At 68.9% G+C, this 20,910-nt stretch carries 21 protein-coding genes; 12 read left to right on the top strand and 9 right to left on the bottom strand.

The features are described from left to right. The first annotated feature begins 118 nt into the window (after positions 1-118). Positions 119-1,315, top strand: a complete 1,197-nt coding sequence (locus JOD67_RS14280) for a winged helix-turn-helix domain-containing protein (protein ID WP_205117928.1) — start codon at positions 119-121, stop codon at positions 1,313-1,315. On the opposite strand, the gene JOD67_RS14285 is transcribed toward JOD67_RS14280, so the two are convergent. After that, positions 1,299-2,306, bottom strand: a complete 1,008-nt coding sequence (locus tag JOD67_RS14285) for an RNA polymerase subunit sigma-70 (protein ID WP_205117929.1) — start codon at positions 2,304-2,306, stop codon at positions 1,299-1,301. The two genes, JOD67_RS14280 and JOD67_RS14285, sit on opposite strands and share 17 nt — an antisense overlap. A gap of 55 nt (positions 2,307-2,361) precedes the next feature. Next, complete coding sequence (locus JOD67_RS14290; protein WP_205117930.1) at positions 2,362-3,480, bottom strand: GNAT family N-acetyltransferase; 1,119 nt, start codon at positions 3,478-3,480, stop codon at positions 2,362-2,364. A 482-nt stretch (positions 3,481-3,962) separates the two neighbouring features. On the opposite strand from JOD67_RS14290, the gene secA reads away from it, so the two are divergent. Continuing rightward, positions 3,963-6,812 (top strand): preprotein translocase subunit SecA, encoded by a 2,850-nt coding sequence (gene secA / locus JOD67_RS14295; protein WP_205117931.1) that lies wholly within the window; start codon positions 3,963-3,965, stop codon positions 6,810-6,812. Between the two features lie 204 nt (positions 6,813-7,016). Here secA and JOD67_RS14300 read toward each other — a convergent pair whose 3' ends face one another. The 3 genes from JOD67_RS14300 to JOD67_RS14310 form a co-directional block, all read right to left on the bottom strand. Then, the gene (locus JOD67_RS14300) at positions 7,017-7,250 is read right to left on the bottom strand and encodes a helix-turn-helix domain-containing protein (protein ID WP_205117932.1); all 234 of its coding nucleotides are present in this window, start codon (positions 7,248-7,250) and stop codon (positions 7,017-7,019) included. A 127-nt stretch (positions 7,251-7,377) separates the two neighbouring features. Next, positions 7,378-7,995, bottom strand: coding sequence for an Rv3235 family protein (locus tag JOD67_RS14305; protein ID WP_205117933.1), 618 nt, complete (start codon positions 7,993-7,995; stop codon positions 7,378-7,380). 54 nt (positions 7,996-8,049) lie between these two features. Further along, a complete protein-coding gene (locus JOD67_RS14310) occupies positions 8,050-8,853 on the bottom strand; it encodes a LysM peptidoglycan-binding domain-containing protein (protein WP_205117934.1) in 804 nt (267 codons plus the stop codon). A gap of 347 nt (positions 8,854-9,200) precedes the next feature. On the opposite strand from JOD67_RS14310, the gene JOD67_RS14315 reads away from it, so the two are divergent. Continuing rightward, complete coding sequence (locus tag JOD67_RS14315; protein WP_205117935.1) at positions 9,201-9,752, top strand: hypothetical protein; 552 nt, start codon at positions 9,201-9,203, stop codon at positions 9,750-9,752. Positions 9,753-9,754: 2 nt separating this feature from the next. Here the strand turns inward: JOD67_RS14315 and JOD67_RS14320 are convergent, their stop codons facing one another. Beyond that, the gene (locus tag JOD67_RS14320; RefSeq protein ID WP_205117936.1) at positions 9,755-9,991 is read right to left on the bottom strand and encodes a helix-turn-helix domain-containing protein; all 237 of its coding nucleotides are present in this window, start codon (positions 9,989-9,991) and stop codon (positions 9,755-9,757) included. A gap of 352 nt (positions 9,992-10,343) precedes the next feature. Here JOD67_RS14320 and JOD67_RS14325 point away from each other — a divergent pair, with 352 nt between their 5' ends. The 5 genes from JOD67_RS14325 to JOD67_RS14345 all read left to right on the top strand — a co-directional run bounded on the left by JOD67_RS14325 (position 10,344) and on the right by JOD67_RS14345 (position 14,784). Continuing rightward, positions 10,344-10,955 carry a hypothetical protein gene (locus JOD67_RS14325; RefSeq protein ID WP_205117937.1) on the top strand — a complete coding sequence of 204 codons (612 nt, stop codon included), beginning with the start codon at positions 10,344-10,346 and terminating at the stop codon, positions 10,953-10,955. 7 nt (positions 10,956-10,962) lie between these two features. After that, positions 10,963-12,258: a CpaE/TadZ family protein gene (locus JOD67_RS14330; RefSeq protein WP_205117938.1), complete on the top strand. Its 1,296-nt coding sequence runs from the start codon at positions 10,963-10,965 to the stop codon at positions 12,256-12,258. Between the two features lie 367 nt (positions 12,259-12,625). Then, a complete protein-coding gene (locus tag JOD67_RS14335) occupies positions 12,626-13,576 on the top strand; it encodes an RNA polymerase sigma-70 factor (RefSeq protein ID WP_205117939.1) in 951 nt (316 codons plus the stop codon). Between the two features lie 27 nt (positions 13,577-13,603). Then, complete coding sequence (locus JOD67_RS14340) at positions 13,604-14,377, top strand: SDR family oxidoreductase (protein ID WP_205117940.1); 774 nt, start codon at positions 13,604-13,606, stop codon at positions 14,375-14,377. Then, complete coding sequence (locus JOD67_RS14345) at positions 14,374-14,784, top strand: hypothetical protein (RefSeq protein WP_205117941.1); 411 nt, start codon at positions 14,374-14,376, stop codon at positions 14,782-14,784. Before JOD67_RS14340 ends, JOD67_RS14345 begins: the two co-directional genes overlap by 4 nt. On the opposite strand, the gene JOD67_RS14350 is transcribed toward JOD67_RS14345, so the two are convergent. Both JOD67_RS14350 and JOD67_RS14355 read right to left on the bottom strand, forming a co-directional pair. Beyond that, complete coding sequence (locus JOD67_RS14350) at positions 14,745-16,067, bottom strand: hypothetical protein (RefSeq protein WP_205117942.1); 1,323 nt, start codon at positions 16,065-16,067, stop codon at positions 14,745-14,747. The two genes, JOD67_RS14345 and JOD67_RS14350, sit on opposite strands and share 40 nt — an antisense overlap. After that, complete coding sequence (locus tag JOD67_RS14355; protein ID WP_205117943.1) at positions 16,064-16,486, bottom strand: cupredoxin domain-containing protein; 423 nt, start codon at positions 16,484-16,486, stop codon at positions 16,064-16,066. The genes JOD67_RS14350 and JOD67_RS14355 overlap by 4 nt, the downstream gene beginning before the upstream one ends. 118 nt (positions 16,487-16,604) lie before the next feature. On the opposite strand from JOD67_RS14355, the gene JOD67_RS14360 reads away from it, so the two are divergent. Further along, complete coding sequence (locus tag JOD67_RS14360) at positions 16,605-18,086, top strand: WS/DGAT/MGAT family O-acyltransferase (RefSeq protein WP_205117944.1); 1,482 nt, start codon at positions 16,605-16,607, stop codon at positions 18,084-18,086. Next, the gene (locus JOD67_RS14365) at positions 18,083-19,018 is read left to right on the top strand and encodes a patatin-like phospholipase family protein (RefSeq protein ID WP_205117945.1); all 936 of its coding nucleotides are present in this window, start codon (positions 18,083-18,085) and stop codon (positions 19,016-19,018) included. The genes JOD67_RS14360 and JOD67_RS14365 overlap by 4 nt, the downstream gene beginning before the upstream one ends. Positions 19,019-19,497: 479 nt before the next feature. On the opposite strand, the gene JOD67_RS14370 is transcribed toward JOD67_RS14365, so the two are convergent. Next, positions 19,498-20,031, bottom strand: coding sequence for a hypothetical protein (locus JOD67_RS14370; protein WP_205117946.1), 534 nt, complete (start codon positions 20,029-20,031; stop codon positions 19,498-19,500). Between the two features lie 220 nt (positions 20,032-20,251). Between JOD67_RS14370 and JOD67_RS14375 the strand changes: the two genes are divergently transcribed. Further along, positions 20,252-20,617, top strand: a complete 366-nt coding sequence (locus JOD67_RS14375; protein ID WP_205117947.1) for a hypothetical protein — start codon at positions 20,252-20,254, stop codon at positions 20,615-20,617. After that, positions 20,599-20,844, top strand: a complete 246-nt coding sequence (locus JOD67_RS14380; protein WP_205117948.1) for a PIN domain-containing protein — start codon at positions 20,599-20,601, stop codon at positions 20,842-20,844. The genes JOD67_RS14375 and JOD67_RS14380 overlap by 19 nt, the downstream gene beginning before the upstream one ends. Positions 20,845-20,910 lie beyond the last annotated feature (66 nt).

Raw genomic sequence — 20,910 nt, forward strand, 5'->3', positions numbered from 1 at the left:
GACGTGAAGAGTACGACGATCCACGGACAGAAGTCGATTGCGCCTCTGACCTGCTCGTTCGCGCTCTGGCGACACCAGTGTTCGGGGATTGTCGGTGGCTTCTGGCAGCATCTGAGCTGTGGATACGCTCACTACGGCTGAGGCGCGACGTATCGTGCTGGCCGCTCAGGGGTTCGCCGATCCGCGGCCGAAGGGGCGGCCGGATGCGCGGGCTCTCGCCCGGGTGCTCGGGCGGATTGGTCTCATCCAGATCGACTCGGTCAACGTGCTCACCCGCGCCCATTTCCTTCCGCTGTGGAGCCGGCTCGGCAACTACCCGATCGACCTGCTCGCCAACGCTGCCGGCAAGAAGCCGCGGCGGCTGTTCGAGTACTGGGCGCACGAGGCCTCCTACGTCCCCGTCGAGACCCAGCCCTACCTCCGCTTCCGCATGACCCGCGCCGCTCAGGATGCTTGGGGCAGCATGCGGCGGCTGGCGGAGCGCGATCCTGGGTTCGTCGACAAGATTCTCAACGAGGTAAGGGAGAACGGCCCACTCACCGCTCGCGAGGTCGAGCACGATGCCCCGCGGAGCAAGGACAACTGGGGGTGGAACTGGAGCGACGTCAAGGTCGCGCTCGAGTGGCTGTTCTTCTCCGGCCAGATCACCAGCGCTGGGCGGAACTCGGCGTTCGAACGGCGGTACGACCTCCCCGAGCGCGTCCTCCCACCGCAGGTCATCGCCACCCCGACGCCCACTGTCGAGGAGTCGCATCGCGAGCTCGTACGCATCGCCGCCAAGGCGCATGGCGTCTCCACGCAACAATGCCTGCGCGACTACTTCCGGCTCAGCGTCGCCGAGACCGCGCAAGCCGTTCAGGAACTCGTCGAGGAGGGCGACCTCCAACCCGTCACGATCGACGGCTGGAAGCGCCCCGCCTACCTGCACAAGGATGCGAAGCGCCCGAGACGGGTCAACGCGAAGGCGCTCGTCGGCCCGTTCGACCCACTCGTGTTCGAACGCACCAGAGGCGAGAAGATCTTCGACTTCCGCTACCGCCTCGAGATCTACGTGCCCAAGCCGAAGCGCGTGCACGGCTACTACGTGCTCCCGTTCGTCCTCGGCGACCGCATCGTCGCCCGCGTCGACCTCAAGGCGGACCGCGTCGCTGGCGCGCTGAAGGTGCAGTCGGCGTTCGCCGAGACGTACGCGCCGCCGCACACGCCGGAGGAGCTGGCCCAGGAGCTCCAGGCGATGGCCACTTGGCTCGGTCTCGATCGAATCGAGGTCAACGGCCGCGGAGACCTCGCCAAGCCGCTCAGGAAAGCTCTCTAGGCAGCCCGAATGCGTCGAAGAGCTCCGGCCCGTACGCCATCAGCTCCACCAGCTCGCCGCCCGAGATCCGCACGAGCTCCACCACGAACGGCAGGAACGGGCCGGAGCTCCCGGCCGGGCGGATGTAGGCCCCGAGTGCGAGCTGCCGGTTCGCCCGCGTCTCCATCAGCCGGAACTCCTGCGCATGCGGTCCACGCAGGATGGGCTCCCAACCCTCGACGATCGTCTGCCGGCCGGAGTACCAGACCGGCACCGCCTCGAGGTTGCCGCCCGCGTGGCCCTGGTGCCCGACGATCGCGTCCTCGGCGAGCAACGTCGCCAATGCGTGCTCGTCGACCCGTTCCAAGGCGGTCATGAACCGACGCAGCACCGCGAGGTCCTCAGCCGACGGATCGGCCAACCAGTCGGCGCGCCGTTCGGGCAGCTGGGTACGCATCGTCAGCCGGGCGCGTTGGAGCGCGCTGTTGACCGCCGCGACCGTCGTGTCGAGCGTCGCGGCCGCGTTCTTCGCCGGCCAGCCGAGGACGTCGCGGAGGATGAGCACCGCGCGTTCCTTGGGCCGCAGGTGCTGGATCGCGGTGAGGAACGCGAGCTCGATCGTCTCCTTCGCCACGACCATGGCGTCCGGGGTGTCGTCCGGGGCGGCGAGGTTCTCCAGCAGCTCGTCCGGGTACGGCTGCAACCACGGCACCGAGACGGGCGGCGACCCCTCGGGCGCGGTCAGCCGAGGCCGTGGGTGCTTCGCGAGGAAGTCCAGACACGCGTTCGTCGCGATCTTGTACAGCCACGCGCGGACCGGGGCGTCGCCGCGGTACGTCGCCCGCCCCGTCCACGCGCGCAGGAACGTCTCCTGGGTGAGGTCCTGGGACTCCTCGAACGAGCCGAGCATCCGGTAGGAGTGCACCTGCAGCTCGCGCTGATGCTTGCCCACCAGGCGCCCGAATGCCGCCTCGTCGCCGGCCTGGACCGCGGCCGTCACGTCGTCAGTCATGCCAGGTACGACGGTCGATCCGACGAGAAGTCATCGAGCGGAGCGTAGTCGCCGGTCACGCTCCGGGATCGAGCAGCTGATCCCAGCCAACCAGGTCGTCGAACGTCCCGTCGCCAAGCTTCTCCGCCGCGCGCTCGACGCCCGTCCGTTCGAAGCCCGCCTTCGCCGCGACCCGCTGCGACGCGGCGTTCCCGCTCGCCGTACGCAACGTCAGCCGCCGCAGCCCCAGGCCGCCGTCCTCCAGGTCGATCGTCGCGTGCCGGACCAGCAGCCGGACCGCGTCGGTCGCGACGCCGCGCCCGCGGGCGGACGGGTGCATCCAGTAGCCGACCTCGGCGCCCCCGCCCAGCTCGTCCATGGCCATCAGTCCGAACGAGCCGAGGCACTGGCCTGTCTCCGGATCCGCCGCCGCCCAGTAGATGCCGCGGCCGCTCGCGTGCTCCTCGGCTCGGCTCTGGATGTAGCCGAGCGCGTCCTCGGGCGTATACGGATCGGGCAGCGCGCTGAGCCAGTGCCGGGTCTGCGGATCCGTGCAGCCCTCGACGACCGCCGCGACGTCGGTCTCGGCGAACGGCCGCAGCACGCAGCGCTCGCCGGTCAGCACCGGCACGTCGTACCAGGCGCGCAACGGAGCCCGCCGATCCGTCGAACGGAGCGTGCCGACCCAGCCGTCGTACCGCTTGCCCCGCGACACCAGCAGCCCGCGGACGGCGCCCTCCATCCGGAACCCGAGCCGCCACGCGACCCGCCGCGACGCCCAGTTGCCGATGTGCGCGCGCCAGTGGACGACCTCGAGCCCCAGCCCGTCGGGCGCGAAGCCCCAGTCCAGCAGCGCCTCCGCGGCGGTGAGCGTCACGCCGCGCCCGCGTGCGGCGCGGCGCAGGCCGAAGCCCAGCTCGGCCCCGCCCGGGCCGTCCGGCCGGAGTCCGACCGAGCCCAGGAACTCGTCGGTCTTGGCGTCGGCGATGGCGAACTCGTAGGCCGTGTCGTCCCGCCACCCGATCGGTACGTGCGACTGCACGAAGCTCTCGCCGTCGGACCGCTCGTACGGCTGCGGCACGGTCGTCCACCGCGCGGTCTCGGGATCGGTGCACTGGTCGACGATGCCGTCGATGTCTCCCGGGCTGTGTATCCGGAGGATGACGTCGCCGGCGTTGAGGGTGACGGGTTCCATGCGGACGCATCCTGGCGGACACCGGTACCGTCCGGCAAAGCAGATCTTGGAGCAACCCGCGTCTCGCCTGTTGTCATCGCCGGGCCGTTTGCGGATGTTCACCGCGCTCCTGGTCTGGCGGAGCGTCCGTGCGAGTCCTTCCATGGGGAACTGGGGCTCTCTCCCGCTCGTCGCCTACCATGACAGCTAGGTCGACCTGGGCGTCGACTGTGCGTTGCTGCCGTCCGGAAAGACTCGTGCGGAAGCCACGCCAGACGGAGAGCGCGGTGAACATACGCAAACGGCCTGGCGATGACCACAGGCGAGACGCGGGTTTGCTCCAAATCTGCTTTCGCGGAGGCCTGCCGAGCATGGGGAACTGGGGCTCTCTCCCGCTCGTCGCCTACCATGACAGCTAGGTCGACCTGGGCGTCGACTGTGCGTTGCTGCCGTAACGCTGTGTCATGACCAAGAACGCGACTTGTTGAAGGAGCCGAGACTCCGTGCCTGCCTTGTTCGACAGACTCCTGCGTGCTGGAGAGGGAAAGATCCTCAAAAAGCTCCAGGCCATCGCCGTTCAGGTCAACGCCATCGAAGACGACTTCGTCCAGATGAGCGACGACGAACTGCGGGGGATGACCGACGAGTTCCGCAAGCGCCTCGCTGATGAGGAAACGCTGGACGACCTCCTGCCGGAGGCGTTCGCGACCGTCCGGGAGGCCGCCAAGCGTACCCTCGGGCAGCGGCACTACGACGTCCAGATCCAGGGTGGCGCGGCGCTTCACCTCGGCAACATCGCGGAGATGAAGACCGGCGAGGGCAAGACACTGGTCTCGACCCTCGCGGCGTACCTCAACGCGCTCCCCGGCGACGGCGTGCACGTGATCACGGTCAACGACTACCTGGCGAAGTACCAGGGCGAGCTGATGGGCCGGGTGCACCACTTCCTCGGCCTCACCGTCGGCGTGATCCTCTCCCAGATGACGCCCGCGGAGCGCAGGCAGGCGTACGCGTGCGACATCACGTACGGCACGAACAACGAGTTCGGCTTCGACTACCTGCGCGACAACATGGCCTGGACGATCGAGGACTGTGTCCAGCGCGGGCACCACTTCGCGGTCGTGGACGAGGTCGACTCGATCCTCGTCGACGAGGCGCGGACGCCGTTGATCATCTCGGGTCCGGCGGAGCAGAGCTCGAAGTGGTACGAGGAGTTCGCGAAGCTCGTTCAGCGGCTGCGCGCCGAGGCCGACTACGAGGTCGACATCAAGAAGCGCACCGTCGGCATCCTCGAGCCGGGCATCGAGAAGGTCGAGGACTACCTCGGCATCGACAACCTGTACGAGTCGGCGAACACCCCGCTCGTCCAGTTCCTGAGCAACGCGCTGCGCGCCAAGGAACTGTTCAAGCGCGACAAGGACTACGTCGTCATCGACGGCGAGGTGCTGATCGTCGACGAGCACACCGGCCGCATGCTGCACGGCCGCCGCTACAACGAGGGTCTGCACCAGGCCATCGAGGCCAAGGAAGGCGCCCCGATCAAGGACGAGAACCAGACGCTCGCCACGATCACGCTGCAGAACTTCTTCCGCCTCTACAAGAAGCTGTCCGGCATGACCGGTACGGCGATGACCGAGGCCGCGGAGTTCCAGAAGATCTACGGGCTGGGCGTCGTTCCGATCCCCACGAACAAGCCGATGGTCCGCAAGGACCAGGCCGACCTCGTCTACCGGACGCGGGACGCGAAGTTCAACGCGGTCGTCGAGGACATCACCGAGCGGCACGCGGTCGGGCAGCCGGTGCTGATCGGCACGGTCAGCGTCGAGCAGTCCGAGCTGCTGTCGACGCAGCTGAAGCGGCGCGGCGTACCGCACGAGGTCCTGAACGCGAAGCAGCACGCGCGTGAGGCGGCGATCATCGCGCAGGCGGGGCGCAAGGGTGCGGTGACGGTCGCGACGAACATGGCCGGCCGCGGGACCGACATCATGCTCGGCGGCAACCACGAGTTCCTCGCCGACACCGAGCTGCGCGACGCGGGCATCGACCCGGTCGAGACGCCGGAGGAGTACGAGAAGTCGTGGGCCGACACGCTGGCCCGGCACAAGCGCCAGGTGGCGGCCGAGCACGACGAGGTGACCGCGGTCGGCGGGCTCTACGTTCTCGGCACCGAGCGGCACGAGTCGCGGCGGATCGACAACCAGCTGCGCGGTCGTTCCGGCCGGCAGGGTGACCCGGGCGAGAGCCGGTTCTACCTGTCGCTCGAGGACGATCTGATGCGCCGGTTCAAGTCGGACTGGGTGGACTGGGTCCTTACCAGCTTGAAGATTCCGGACGACGTACCGATCGAGAACAAGCGGGTGACGAACTCGATCGCGTCGGCGCAGGCTCAGGTCGAGTCGATGAACTTCGAGATCCGCAAGGACGTCCTGAAGTACGACGACGTCATGAACCGGCAGCGGCACGTGATCTACGACGAGCGCCGGAGCGTTCTCGAGGGTGCGGACGTACACGACCAGGTGCGGCCGATGATCGACGACGCGATCGCCGGGTACGTGGTGGGCGCGACGGAGAACGGGTACGTCGAGGACTGGGACCTCGAGCAGCTGTGGACCGACCTCAAGCAGGTATACCCGATGGGGGTGACGATCGCGGAGGTCGAGGAGGACGCCGGCGGCTCGCGTGGAGTCACGACGGAGTTCTTGACGACGCGGCTGCAGGAGGACGCGCAGGCGGCGTACGAGCGGCGCGAGGCCGAGCTGGGCGCGGAGGTGCTGCGCGAGCTGGAACGGCGCGTGATCTTGTCTGTGCTCGACCGGAAGTGGCGCGAGCACCTGTACGAGATGGACTACCTCCGCGAGGGCATTGGCCTGCGCGCGATGGCGCAGCGCGACCCGCTGGTGGAGTACCAGCGCGAGGGCTACGACCTGTTCATGGCGATGATGGACGCGATCAAGGAAGAGTCGGTCGGGTACCTGTTCAACCTCGACGTGCAGGTGGCGGAGTCGGACGAGTCCGACGAGATCGTCGACGAGCTGTCCGACACCCCGAACGGGCATGGACATGGGCACGGACACGGGCATGGGCACGGCGCCGAGCAGCCGCGGGTGGTGGCCCGGGGCCTGACGGCGCCGCAGCAGCCGACGCGGCTGTCGTACACGGCGCCCACGGTGGACGGCGAGGGTGGCGTCGAGCAGCGCAACGAGCGCCGCTCTGGCGGTGCCGCTCAGGGTGACGGCAGCGGAGCGGACCTGGACTACGCGGGGACGCCACGCAACGCCGCCTGCCCGTGTGGCTCGGGCCGCAAGTACAAGCGCTGCCACGGCGACCCGAAGACCCGCGCCCGGATGAACTAACCGCGCCACCGTCTACGCGAAGGGCGCCTCCACTCCCCAGCCAGGGAACGGAGGCGCCCTTCGCCTTGCCTGGTCCACAGCTCGAGGCGACTTCACCCACCGAAACGGGGTGGGGAACGCCGTTGCCACGTTGAAGAACCCCGGCCCCGTAGGTGAAGTCGGATTGGCTGTGGGTGGAGGCGACCCCCCTTGCCAGGTGCGGGGTCAGGTGACGTGGTTGGGGGAGTCCGCGTTGGCTTGGTCGGCTTGTCTGGCCTCTTCGGCGTAGAGGCGGGCGATGAAGGCCTCGAGCTCAGTGACCTCCACCCGGTAGATGCCCTTGTCGGGGATGCGCACCGCGCGGAGGTCGTGTCGTCGCACGAGGGCCTTCACCTGGCTGACGGACACGTTGAGGATCTCGGCGACGTCCTCGAGCTTCAGGAACCTCGGCGTCGACATCACCCTCCTCCCATGGCAGAGGGGCCCGCGTCGCCCCTCGGGACGCGAGCCCCTCCAAGTTTCCGTACCTCACCGCGAGACGGCTCAGCTCAACCGCGAGATCCGGAAATCCATCAACTTCAACCCCTCAGCCCAGCACCAGGGCCGTGCACTGCCAGCGGCCGTCGAGGCCCTCCATCCGCACCGCAACCGCGCGGGAGCGGCCGCCGTGCTTGATGTGCACCGCGGACTCCGCGACGCCGTCGCGGGGCTCGGACACGTGCACCGAGCGGACCACGGCCCGGCCGAGACCCGTGCGTACCGCGGCGGTCGTCGACAGCCCGAGGGCGCTGACCCGGCTCACCACGTCGGCGAACACCTCGTCGTTCGTCCACCGCGCCAGCTGGGTCGCCGGGCGGTCGCCCGCCAGCACCTCGACCAGTGCCTGGACGAAGCGCCCGCACCACGGCTTCGGGTGCGGCAGCGCCTCCCGCGCGGTCGGCTGGCGCGCGAAGAACTTGTCCTCGCCGTCCTCCTCGTCCCGGCGGCGCCGAGACGTACGGACGACGGTGAGGTGCCTCGGCTCGATGATCTCCGGGGCCGGCGAGCTGGTCCGGAGGTCGAGTGCCAGCGTCCCCTGGGTCGCCGGCTGGTCGTGGGAGCCGTAGCCGCGCTCGTCGTCGTAGGGCGGCTCGGCCACCGGTACGGGGACTCGACGCGGCAGGCGACGAACGTTCGTGCCGGTCAGCGTTGCGTTGGCGGTCATGGTGTTCCCCCGAGAGTCGTCGAGATGTCGAACGGGATCAGGGCAGGTCGCAGGTCAGGACGATCCGGCCTGGCCCGGCGGGGCCTTGAGGAGCTGACCGGGGAGGATCAGGTCGGGATCTTCGCCGATCACCTGGCGGTTGGCGTCGTACCACCGGTGCCACTCGCGGGTGATCTCGGCGCCGCTCGCGCCGTCGGGCAGCGTTGCCTTGGCGATGTCCCACAGCGTGTCGCCGCGCTTCACGACGTGCTCCTGCACATCGCTCACGTCGCGGGTCGGCGCCCGCGTCACCGGGTCGTTCGTGTTCGGGCGGTCCGCCGTGGGCAGCCCGGGGGTGCTCGACAACGGCCGGTCCGGCATCGAGATCTGGTCCGCGGCGTCGGCACCGCCGACACGGTCCAGGTTGGGAAGCTCGAAACCACCGGGGAGGGTGGTGCCGGGACGGTCGAGGTTGGGCATCGTGCTGGTGACCGCGGTCTGGTTGAGGTGGTCGGTGGTCGCCGCCTGCGCCGGCAGGATGCCGCCGAGAACGGGACCGGCCGTGACCGCGATACCGAGCGCGACCCGCGCCGCGCGGCGGTAGACCGCGGGCGTGATCTTCTCGGCGAGCGCACCGCACGCGGCACCCACCGCGCCCGGGATCACCGACAGCGCCATCAGCAGCGTGCCGAACGCGAGCCAGACGAAGCAGGCCCACGCGAGCACCGACACCATCGCGATCAGCAGCGCGTCGAACGTGAGCGGGCCGGACACGACCGCCTCGATCGTGCCGCGAGTGAGCCAGCGCAGGCCCCACCCGCCCAGCACAAAGGCGGCAAGCACCCCGATCGGGGAGAGGATCTTCCGCACCATCCTCATCACTTGGCCTCCGAACCCTTCGTTTGCGTTCGTTTGCATTGATATCCCGTCAGTAGCTTGGATGTCAAGCGGGATGCCTTCGGTACTGGTCTCTGACGCGTGCGTGATGTCAACGGATCCCACCTCTGACCAGGAATTTCACGGCTCACTGTCCGAAATGCCCAACTCTTCGGTTACCCATCCTCCGCCCACACGCATCCGGGCCGCGAACCGGTTCAAGCCCTGGAATTGGCCTCGACGAGCGTCGAGCTGGCTGCCTTCAGGCCCGGATACCTGCGTTTACCTACGTTTGCTTGTGTTTGCCTGGCGAGCGAGGGTCGCCGAGGCAGGGCCGCTAGCGTGGGCGCGTGCGTTGGGAGAACCTCTTCGCCGACCTCGATGCCCAGCTGGAAGAGCTCGAGGCGGCAGAACAGTCGGCCGAAGTCGCCGACCGGACTCGTCGTGAGATCGCCACGTTCCGGCTCGTCGATCGGCTGCGGCCGGCGTTCGGGCACCCGGTCACGGTGCACACGCTCGGCGGCAAGGTCGCCGGCCGGATCGCCGGCGTGGGTACGGACTGGTTGCTCGTCACCGAGGACCACCGGGCCGAGGCGCTGGTGCCGCTCGACGCGATCACCGGGATCGTCGGGCTGGGCGCGCTGACGGCGGCGCCGGGCAGTGAGGGCAAGGTGGCGGCGAAGCTGACGCTGGGCTACGCGTTGCGCGGGATCGCGCGCGACCGAGCGCCGGTCGCGGTCGCGCTGCGGGACAACGTGATCGTCACGGGCACGATCGACCGGGTCGGTGCGGACTTCTTCGAGATGGCCGAGCACGCACAGGGGGAGATTCGTCGCCGTAGCGAGGTCGCCGGCGTGCGTACGGTCCCGTTCGCGGGCGTCGGCTTCGTCCGCCGCTCCTGAGCCTAGAAGGCCTCTTCACCCTTACCGAACGGATGCGCGTCGATGAACGTCTTGGTCTCGGAGTACATCCGCTCGATGTACGCCTCCAAGGCCGCCGACTCGACCCGCCACTGGCCACGGCCGCCGATCTTGATCGCCGGAAGCTCACCGCTGCGGACCAGCGCATACGTCTGCGCGGCCGAGATGTTCAGGATCTCGGCAACGTCGGTCAGCTGCAGGAACCTCGCCGTGCCAGCCATCTCATCTCCCTCCGCGGGTCCGCGCCACACCTCGGACCACCCAGCTCGGTCACTCTCAGAAACGCTCGAGCACGCTCAGACACCCGTAAGAACAGTGCATGACGAGTCTGCCACGCGTTTGCCTGTGTTTGCGTTCGGTTGTCCACAGCTGAGTCGGCGAGTTCGCAGCCTGTGGAAACCGGAGGACTGATGTCGGACGTCAGAGGGGAGAATCGACCCGGGTACCCGAAATGGGTCCCATAGATGTCGTGGTCAGCTGGGGTGCGTACGCTGTCTCGTCGGCCCCTAGCGAAGAGATCCGGAGGGATCGAAGTTGTCGGATGTGCCCTCGCCTAAGGCCTCCCGCCAGCGCTTGCCCCGCTGGCTGGACCCCAAACTGATCCTCGGGATCCTGCTCGTGCTCGGCTCCATGGCGGCCGGTGCCCGCATCCTGTCCGACAACAACCGGACAGTCGAGGTGTGGGCGCTCAAGGCCGACCTCGCCGCGGACGCCAACATCGCCGAGACCTCGCTGGTCGCGACCAGCGTCCGGTTCACCAGCAAGACGAACGCGGACCAGTACGTCTCGGCGGCCAAGTTCCCCAACGGCGCCCGCATGCTGCGCAAAGTCAACAAGGGCGAGTTCCTGCCGCGGAACGCGTTCACCACCGAGGAAGACAAGAGCAACCTCGTCGACCTGCCGATCCCGATCGCCGCGCAGTTCATCCCCGCCGGCGTCGCGGTCAACAAACGGGTGGACGTCTACGTCGTCCCCGACGAGTCCAAGGCCGTGCCGAAGGACGGCTTCAAGGTCCTCGAGGACGTGGTGGTGACGAGCGTTCCACGCGAGGCCGGCCTCACCGGGTCGAACGACTCCAAGGTCACGCTCCGGTTCGGAGTCGACCCCGAGAAGATCGACATCGACACCGTCGTCTCCAAGCTGGTCACCGGCACCGCGGTCGTCGTGCTTCGCGTGGGGAAGTGACCGACCGATGAGCCTTCCCGTCCTCACGGCCGTGACCGGGGCGCGCTGGGAGTCCGACCTGGTCGAGGCGCTCGAGCGCAGCTCGCACGGCCTGGATGTCGTACGCCGGTGCGTCGACCTGCCCGACCTGCTCGCGACCGCGGCGTCGGGGCAGGCTCGTGCGGTCCTGCTGTCGGCGGACCTGCGCCGGCTCGACCGCGAGTCGATCGCTCGGCTCATCTCCGGCGGCGTCGCCGTCGTCGGTGTGGTCTCACCGGGCGACGCCGAGGGCGAGGACCGGCTGCACCGGCTCGGCATCGCGAAGGTCGTTCCCGCCGACGCGACGGCCGAGGTGCTCGCCGGGGCGGTCGCCGAGGCCGTGGAGCTGTCCACCGGTGCGCCGGCGGCGGTCTCCGACTACACGGTCTCGACCCCGCAGCGCACGATGCCGAATCTGCCGCCGGTCGAGGACATCCCGCCGTACGAGGCGCCCACCGGTACCGGGCAGCTAGTCGCGGTATGGGGCCCGACGGGCGCACCGGGGCGTACGTCGATCGCGGTGACGCTGGCGTCGGAGATGGCGCTGTTCGGCGTTCCGACGCTGCTCGCCGACGCCGACGTGTACGGCGGCGTCGTCGCTCAGACGCTCGGGCTGCTCGACGAGGCACCCGGCCTCGCGGCGGCCTGCCGTTCGGCCAACAACGGCTCGCTCGACCTGCAGGCGCTCGCCCGGCACGCCCGCGAGGTGCTGCCGCGGCTGCGGGTGCTGACCGGCATCCAGCGCGCCGACCGCTGGCCCGAGCTGCGCGCGTCGGCGATCGAGCAGGTCTGGGAGACCGCGCGGCAGCTCGCCGCCGCGATCGTCGTCGACGTGGGGTTCAGCCTCGAGTCCGACGAGGAGATCTCGTTCGACACCGCGGCGCCCCGCCGCAACGGAGCCACGCTGACCACGCTGGAGATGGCCAACACCGTCATCGCGGTCGGTGGCGCCGACCCGGTCGGCCTGCAGCGCCTCGTCCGCGGTGTGGCCGAGCTGCGGGAGGCCGTGCCGACCGCGAACATCCGGGTGATCGCGAACGCGGTCCGCAAGGGCCCCGTCGGCAGCAACCCCGAGAGCCAGATCCGCGACGCGCTGATGCGCTACGCGGGAGTCGACGACGTCGTGTGCGTGCCGTACGACCGGGTCGGCTTCGACGCCGCGCTCGCCCAGGGCCGGACGCTCGCCGAGGTCGCGTCGGGCTCAGCCGCCCGCACCCAGCTGCGCCAGCTCGCGGCGTCGCTTATGGGCATCCCGCTCGGCAAGAAGGGCCGTCGCCGCCGGTAGGCCAAGGCCATGTCTGGCACATAGCGCCGGTCATCGCGCGTAGCGCGATGGCGCGAGCCAGGCGATCTCTGGCAGACACGGCCTAGCCTCGAATTTCGTCCGGCGGTTGGTGCGACCGGTCCGGCCCCGCCCTGCGGCCAACGATCATGTTTACATGATCATTGGCCGCTTTACGTGGGGTGGACGCCAGGTAGAGCGGCCACTGGCCGGGTAAGGCGACCACGACGCCTCACGCACGGAGTGCCTTCCTGCTCGGATCACTCGAGACGTCGCTACCCCCCAGTGTGCCCAGCAGGACAGACACGTCCAGCTTTCCCAGGCCACTGTCGCTCACCAATACCTGAAATCCCGAGGCTAGGCTGATCGGGTGACCACGGCGGATCAGGTCGTCGACCTGTTCGAGGCGGAACGGCGACGGCTGTTCGGCCTCGCGTACCGGCTGCTCGGCTCGGCGTCCGAGGCCGAGGACGCCGTGCAGGACGCGTACTTGCGCTGGCACGGCGCAGACCATGCCGCGATCGAGAATCCGCCTGCCTGGCTGACGAAGGTCCTCACCAACCTCTGCCTCACCCGGCTCACCTCCGCGCGGGCTCGGCGCGAGGTGTATGTCGGCCCGTGGCTGCCCGACCCCGTGCTGACCGAGGGCGACGACGCGCTCGGTCCGTTGGAGACCGTCGAGCAGCGCGACTCGGTGTCGTTCGCCCTGCTGACGTTGATGGAACGCCTCACTCCCGCCGAGCGCGCCGTCTTCGTGCTCCGCGAGGCGTTCGGGTACTCGTTCCGCGACATCGGCGAGGTGCTCGACCACACCGAGGCGAACTGCCGGCAGCTCTTCCGCCGGAGCAAGCAACGACTGGAGGACGCGCGGCCCCGCTACGAGATCTCGCCGGAGGCAGGTCACCGCGTCGTGGGACGCTTCCTGGCCGCGGCGTCGTCGGGCGACCTGGCCCAGCTGGAACAGCTCCTGCTCGACGATGTCGTCTCCTGGGCGGACGGGGGCGGCAAGATCGTCGCCGCGCGCCGCCCGATCATGGGCCGTGAGAAGGTCGCGCGGTACGTCGCGAGCCCGTTCAGCAACGAGCGGGTCTATGAGCTGTACGTCTCCCAGCTCGGCGGGCAGCTCTCGTTCCGGGCGATGTCCGTCAACGGCGACCCGGCGTTCGTCGCGTTCGCCGGCGGCCGGCCTGCCGCGGTGTTCGTGCTGGAGCTCACCGCCGACGGTGTCGCCGGGCTGCGTACGGTCGTCAACCCGGACAAGCTCGCGTTCATCGCCGGCCAGGTGTCACGAATGGAGACGCTGCCCGGTTCGTCCTTCTGAAGCGTCTCGCCGAAGAAGGGCAGCACCATGGAGATCCTCGTCACCGGCGGTCGTGGCGCGCTCGGCCGCCACGTCGTCCGCCGGCTCACCGACGCCGGGCAGCAGGTTCGACTGCTCAGCCGTCGACCACGACCGGCCGACGCGCCGCCGGGCGTGACTTGGCTGACCGGCGACCAGACCGATCCAGACGCCATGCGGGCCGCGCTCGTCGGAGTGGAAGCCGTCGTCCACTGCGCGACGAACTACCTCAGGCCGCGCGAGGACCTCGTGGGCGCGCGTGTTCTGGCGCAGGCCGCGTCGCACGCCGGGCGTCCGCACGTCGTCTGCCTGGGCATCGTCGGGTCGGACCGGATCCCCTACAGCTACTACCGAGCGAAGGTCCAGGTCGAGACGATCCTCACCGAGTCCGGTCTGCCGGTGACCGTGCAGCGAGCGACCCAGTTCCACGAGCTGTTCGTCCTTGCCGCGCGCCTGCTCGGCCGGTCCCCGATCGTTCCGGTGCCGGCGGGGTTCCGTGCCCAGCCGATCGCTGCCGTGGACGTCGCGGAACGGGTGGCCGAGCTCGCTGTCGGGCCGGCCCTGGGTCGCGCACCCGATCTGGGCGGACCGGTGATCCACGACATGGCGGACCTCGTCAAGACCGCCTTGCGTCGGCTCGGGAAGCGCCGGCTCGTGGTGCCGATTCCCCTTGTGGGCAAGATCGCTCACGGTTTTCGGGCGGGCTACAACCTTGCTCCCGAACACGCCGAGGGGCGCATGACGTTCGAGGAGTTCCTCGACCAGACAGGAGTGGCGGCATGAGAGTGGTTCGGGGCGGGGTGGCGTTCCTCGGCGTCATCGAGACGGCTCTGGGGTTGTGGACCCTGCTGTTGCCGCGTTCGTTCTACGACATCGTTCCGGGCGTGAACGTGCTCCCGTTCAACGAGCATCTGATGAAGGACTACGGCGCGATGAACCTCGCGCTGGCGTTGGTGACGTGGGTGGCGTTCGTCCGGTTCGACGTGCTGATGGCCAGGCTGGCGCTCGGGGCGTATCTGGTGTTCGCGGTGCCGCACCTGATCTACCACCAGACGCACCTGGACGGCCTCACCCCGGGCGAGGCGCTGTTCAACGTGATCGCGCTGTGGGTGGCCGTTCTGCTGCCGGCGATGCTGTTGGTGCTGACGCGTCAGGTGGCGAAGAGCAGCGTGAGTCCGCCGAGCGTGTAGCCGACCATGACGACCAGCAGCGGGAGCTGACCGAGGAGCGCCGTACGTCTCGGGAACAGCGTGACGGCGCGGTCATGGGCGGCGATGACGCCGAGGACGTGGCCGATCACGACGGCGGAGACCTTGACGATCGCGACGGCTCCGGGGTTGTCGGCGATCGAGGTGTTGACGCCGGCGTCGGCGATGCCGAACAGGTCCATGCCGTTGGACAGTGGGTCGGAGGCGTAGATGAGCGTGCGCTGGCTCTCGACCACGAACAGCGTGAAGTAGTGCGCGACGACGTACCCCAGCGCGATCGGGATCACCGACCCGGCGAACTGCTGGGGGAGCGTCCGCCTGTCATGGCTGCCGGACAGCCCGCCGGCGATGACGGTCGCGGCCCAGAACGTCCCGGCCACGAGCAGGACGGAGGCGAGCAGGACCGCGGTGGCGACGAACGTTCCGTCCGCGACGTTCTGCACGAAGCCGATCCACGCGGGGCTGGTCGAGAACCCGTCGAACGCGGTCGAGCCCAGCATCACCGCGATCACCGCGACGAGGCCGGGACCGAGCTTGACGGTGTCGAGGTTCGCCAGCGGGTTGCGGAGCACGATGCGTCGGTCGGAGCTACGGCGGGCCAGCGGGGACAGCTTGGCGAACATCGTCGAGTAGACCTCGAACGCGTCGCCGCGGTCGAACCAGCGCGAGCCGTACACCGCCGCCGCGATGAAGTGCACGCCCGCGTAGACGGCGAACCAGAGCCGTACGACCGGCAGCGTGACGTTGCCCGGGGCGACGAGCTCCAGCCAGACGAACGCGAACAGCCCGAGCGCCGCCGGCCAGTAGCCGATCCAGGTCGGGAGCTTCGCGAGCCCCTCCTCGGGCTTCATCCCCAGGATGGCGGCGAGCCCTTCGTGCAACGTACGCAGGGGATTGAGGTAGCGCCAGATCGGGCCGAGCAGGATCGAGGCGGGCACGAGACCGACCCAGAACAGCACGTAGACGGCGCCGAATGTGGGGTTGACCAGCAGGTCCGGGCCGAGGACCGCGGCGACCGCGAAGAAGCCGGTGACGACGAGGCCGATCACCTTGAGCGCGATCCGGAACGCCCTCGAGTCGACGAAGCTCGTGAAGCCTTGGGGGAGGGCCTTGCCGCGTTCCTCGCCGTCGGCGTACCTCGGCGACTTCCAGGCGAACGCGAGGATCACGAACGACAGCACCAGCGCGGCGACGGCACCGATGAGGGCCAGGGAGAACGGGACGGGCAGGTCGCCGCGGCCGCCGATCCCGTGCGCGACGATCACGGCGTGACGACGAGCTGGTAGATCAGCTTGTCGGCCTTGTGGAACTCGATCTCGAACCGGCCGGTCTTGTCGGCGAGGAACGTCAGCGTGCGGGCCTGGCTCGGGATGACGGTGAGCTTCTTGTCGTACCCGTGGACGTGCAGCTCGTCCTCGGCGTCGGTGGTGACGGTGATCTTGACGATCGTTCCGACCTTGACCTCGATGCGCTCGGCGCTCGGGGTGACGTTGCCCTTGGCGATGGCGGCCGTGAGCTCCTTCGCGGGGCCGGTCGCGGTGGGCCGGGCCGTCGGCTCGTTCGCGCCGCAGCTGGCGAGCAGGAACGCGGCGGCCAGGACCGCGACGACGGCGATCAGGCGAGACGTTCGGCCGGACATGGCGGCGACAACCTCCGCGGCTTGGCTGTTTGTACGGAACGTCACGATAGGCCAGCTCGTTGGGAGACCGGTGGCAGCCTCACGGATGTGGACCGTGTCGCCCTGCATGTCGGGACGAACGTGCCACCATGGGGGTTCCCGAGGGCCTTTCGAGGGGGTGGTGGTGGCAGACCGGCTGAGCTCGTTGGACGTCTCGTTCCTCTATTTGGAGGAACCCACGACTCCCATGCACGTGGGCAGCGTGGGTGTGTTCGAGGCGGTGCCGGGCTTCTCGTACGAGTCGCTGCTCGCCGTCGTCCGCCGACGGCTGGCGTTCGTGCCGCGCTATCGGCAGCGGGTGCGCTGGGTGCCGGGGCATCTGGCCAACCCGGTGTGGGTGGACGACGAGAACTTCGATCTGGGCTTCCACGTACGGCGGTCCGCTTTGCCGCGGCCGGGGCGCGAGGAGCAGCTGCGCGACCTGGTGGCCCGGTTGATGAGCCGACCGCTGGACCGGCTCCGGCCGCTGTGGGAGATGTATCTCGTCGAGGGGCTGTCCGGTGGGCGCTTCGCTTTGGTCTCGAAGACGCACCAGGCGATGATCGACGGGGTCTCGGCGGTGGACATCGGGCAGGTGGTGCTGGATGCGTCTGCCTCCCTGGCTGAGGCGCCGCCTGTGGACACCTGGCATCCGACTGCTGAGCCTTCTTCTTTGGAGCTGCTGGCTGGGGCCTTGTCGGACTCGGTGCGGCGGCCTACCGAGCTGGTGGAGACGGCACGTTCGGTCGTGAACGACTGGCAGCAGAACACCGAGCGGGTGCTGCGGGTGTTGGGCGACGCCGCTGGTGGGTTGGCGACGGCGATGCGTACGGCCGCTTCGCCTGCTCCGGTGAGCCCGTTGAACGCGGCGATCGGGGCGCAGCGGCGGTTCATGACGGTGGAGATGCCGTTGTCGGACTTCCGGCTGGTGCGGTCTGCTGTCGGCGCTTCGGTGAACGACGTGGTGCTGGCGACCATCGCGGGGGCTTTGCGTTCTTGGATGTTCGCGCGTGGGGTCTCGGTACGGTCGAGCACTGCTGTGCGGGCGATGGTGCCGTTGTCGGTGGCCTTGGAGGGCTCTGCGGCGGCTGGCTCGGGCGGGATCGGGAGCCGGGTGACGGAGTACCTGGTCGACCTGCCGGTGGGCGAGGCGTCGCCGGCGATGCGTCTGCACCAGGTGTCGTACGCGATGAAGGCGCACCGCGAGACGGGGCGGGCGGTGGACGCGCGGTCGCTGGCGGGGATGGCTGGCTTCGGGCCGCCGACGTTGCACGCGTTGGGTGCGCGGGCGGCGAACACGTTGTCGCGGCGGGTGTTCAACCTGGTGGTGACGAACGTGCCGGGTCCGCAGACGCCTTTGTACGTGGGCGGTGCGCCGATGCTGGCGACGTACCCCGTGGTGCCGTTGGCGAAGGGGCAGGCGTTGGCGATCGGGCTGACGTCGTACAACGGGCGGGTGTGCTTCGGGCTGAACGGGGACCGCGACGCGATGGCCGACCTGTCGGTGTTGGCCTCTTCTTTGCCTGAGGCTTTGGCGGAGCTGGTGGATTCGGTGGGGCGTTCTTCTTCGGCTCCTGCTCGTTCTGCTGCGCCGCGGAAGCGTGCGGCGCGGAAGCGGGCGCGATGAGCCGGCCGCGACGGGGTCTCGTCCTGGGCGGCGGCGGTGTGCTCGGCGCTGCGTGGATGGTCGGGGCACTGGTGGCGTTGGAGGAGTCGACGGGGGTTTCGGCTTCGTCGATGGACCTGCTCGTGGGGACGTCCGCCGGGTCGGTGGTGGCGGCGATGCTGGCCGGTGGGGTGTCGGCTCGGGAGCAGCTGGAGCACCAGCGGGAGGGGATGCTTCGCTCGGGGCCGTTGGCGGGGGTGGAGTTCGACTACGCGGTGGGCGGGGCGCGGCCGCCGGCCTTGAAGCCCGGCTTCGGGTCTCGTGCTCTGCTGGCTTCTGCGGCGCGGCGGCGTGAGCTTTTGAACGGGCCGGTGCTGCTCGCCGGGTTGTTGCCACGGGGTCGGGGGCAGACGACGGAGCTGACGGCTTTGGTGGACCGGGTGACGCCTTCGTGGCCTTCGTGGCCGGACCTGCGCGTGGTGGCGATGGACTACGCGACCGGCGACCGCGCGGTGTTCTCCGCGGGCGGTTCCGCGACCCCCGCCCTGGGCGTGACGGCGTCGTGCGCGATCCCGGCCTGGTTCTCCCCAGTAGAGATCGCCGGCCGTTCGTACGTCGACGGCGGCACGGTGTCGATCGCGTCGGCCGACCTGGCCGCGGGTCAGGGACTGGACGAGGTCTACGTGCTCGCCCCGATGGCAGCGTTCGCCAGCTACCCGAAGACGACGTTCGCCGTCCGGTTGCTCCGCCGCTGGCGCCGGCCGCAGACCCGCCAACTCGTCGCCGAGCTGGCCCAACTCCGTTCCGAAGGCACCCGCGTGACCGTACTGGCGCCCGGCCCCGAGGACCTCGCCGTCTTCGGCGTGAACGTGATGGACGAGCAGCGCCGCCTCACCGTGCTGGAGACCTCGTTGCGCACCACCCGCGCCACGCTTCATGACCAACTCGCTTAGCCTCGATCTTCAGCTGGCGGTTGGTTCGCCCGGTCCGGGCCTGCCCTGGGGCCAACGATCATGTTTACATGATCATTGGCCGCTTTACGTGGGGTGGACGCCAGGTAGAGGGGGCACTGGCCGGGTAAGGCGACCACGACGCTTCAGCCACGGAGTGCCTTCCCGCTCGGATCCCTTGAGACGTCGCCATCCCAAAGTTTCCCCAGCAGGACAGGCACTTCTTGCTTTCCCAGGCCAAGGTCGCCCACCAACACCCGAGATCCCGAGGTCAGGTCGTGTCTGGCAAAGAGCGCCGGTCATCGCGCGTAGCGCGATGGCTAGGCGATCTTTGACAGACACGGCCTACATCCCCAGGCTGGCGGATTCTCGGTGGCTGGAGTGCGGGAGCACAGCTAGAATCAGGGGTGTCGAGGCCCGGTGGGCCTCGAAAGTGAGCCCGGGACCCGTCCGGACGGTCGGCTGCCCGGGCTTCGCGCTGTCTAGGTGACGGCATGACTCTCGGTGCGTGCGAGTACGCGTTGTCTCCACTCGCCGCCGGCGCCGTAACACCAGCCGATCGCGTCGGCCACCCAGATCAGCGGCTCGTGTCGCGAGTCGACATGCTCGTAGGTGACGTTGGTCTGACTGGGATGGGCACCGAGCCGACGGCGAAGTGTCAGCTGGTCATGTCTGTCACGACCTGCTCGCGTGTCCAACACGAGCCGCTGGGCACCTGCCTCGACCAGGTCGCCCGCGAGACTGGCCATGCAGCGCTGACGAGCGTTCTCCTCACCTGTCGCACAGTCCGCCGAGTAGATGCGGATTCGGAACAGTTCTGTCGAGACGAGGCGATCGACGATCTGCCGACGTCGAGAGCCGTTCTCCTTCGCGAAGTGCAACTCGCTCTGCCCGCGCAGTAGCAACTCGCGCATGATCCGCCGCAATCGCGTCACCGCGGCTGGATCCACGAGCGCGCAGACGAGGTAGTACGTCGAGCCTCGGCGGGTCTCGTCGACGAACGCGTGGACGGTCATGCACCGCGACGCTAGGTCGCGTCGGTGGGTCGGCGTTGGGGCTGTCCACAGTGTCCACAGGGTCAGGGGTGTCGGCGGACTGGCGTAGGATCGTCAACGAGCTCAGGCGAATGTCGGCCGGAGCGTTCAGCAGTGGGCGGGTGCCCACGTGCTCTCCACGCCGCCTCGGAGGCGTACGAATTCCGAGGCCCCCATTGGCGTCGGTTTGAGAGGGCACGGCATGTCTGCTCGCGTGATGGTCTTCATGGACTACCAGAACGTCCACTTCTCGGCACTCGAGGTGTTCCATCCCAAGGGCACGCGTCGATCGGTGGGACACGTCGATCCCCGCCGCGTGGCCGACACGATCGTGGTCGGCCGACAGTTCCCCAGCAGGTTGGTCGGAGTCCGCGTCTATCGCGGCAGACCAATGCCCACGAGCAGGCCAGCGCTGCTGAGGCGAATGATCGGCAGGCGGATGGTTGGGATCGAGATCCACTGGTCACTGTCGTCCGCCGGCCGCTTCGCTATCCGCGCGGGTGGCCGCAGGTACAAGCGCAGGAGAAGGGCATCGACGTCGCGTTGGCGGTGGACTTCGTCCGTCTAGCGATCGAGGGCGCGTACGACGTAGGGATCCTCTTCTCGTGCGACACAGACCTCATGCCAGCCCTTGAGACCGTTGCTGGACTCGGCTCCACGACGGTGGAGGTCGCGGCATGGGATGGCACCCGCCGGTTGCGGTTCGCGGGCACGAACACGCCGTGGTGCCACTACCTGGACGTGGTTCGCTATCGATCCTGCGAGGACACGACGGACACCCGTCCGGTGTCGTAAACAAATCATCCCCGCCAGGTCCGGGGACCGGCGGGGAGCAATGAGGAAAGTCTAGCCACAAATAAT

The organism is Tenggerimyces flavus, assembly GCF_016907715.1.
GTDB lineage: Bacteria > Actinomycetota > Actinomycetes > Propionibacteriales > Actinopolymorphaceae > Tenggerimyces > Tenggerimyces flavus.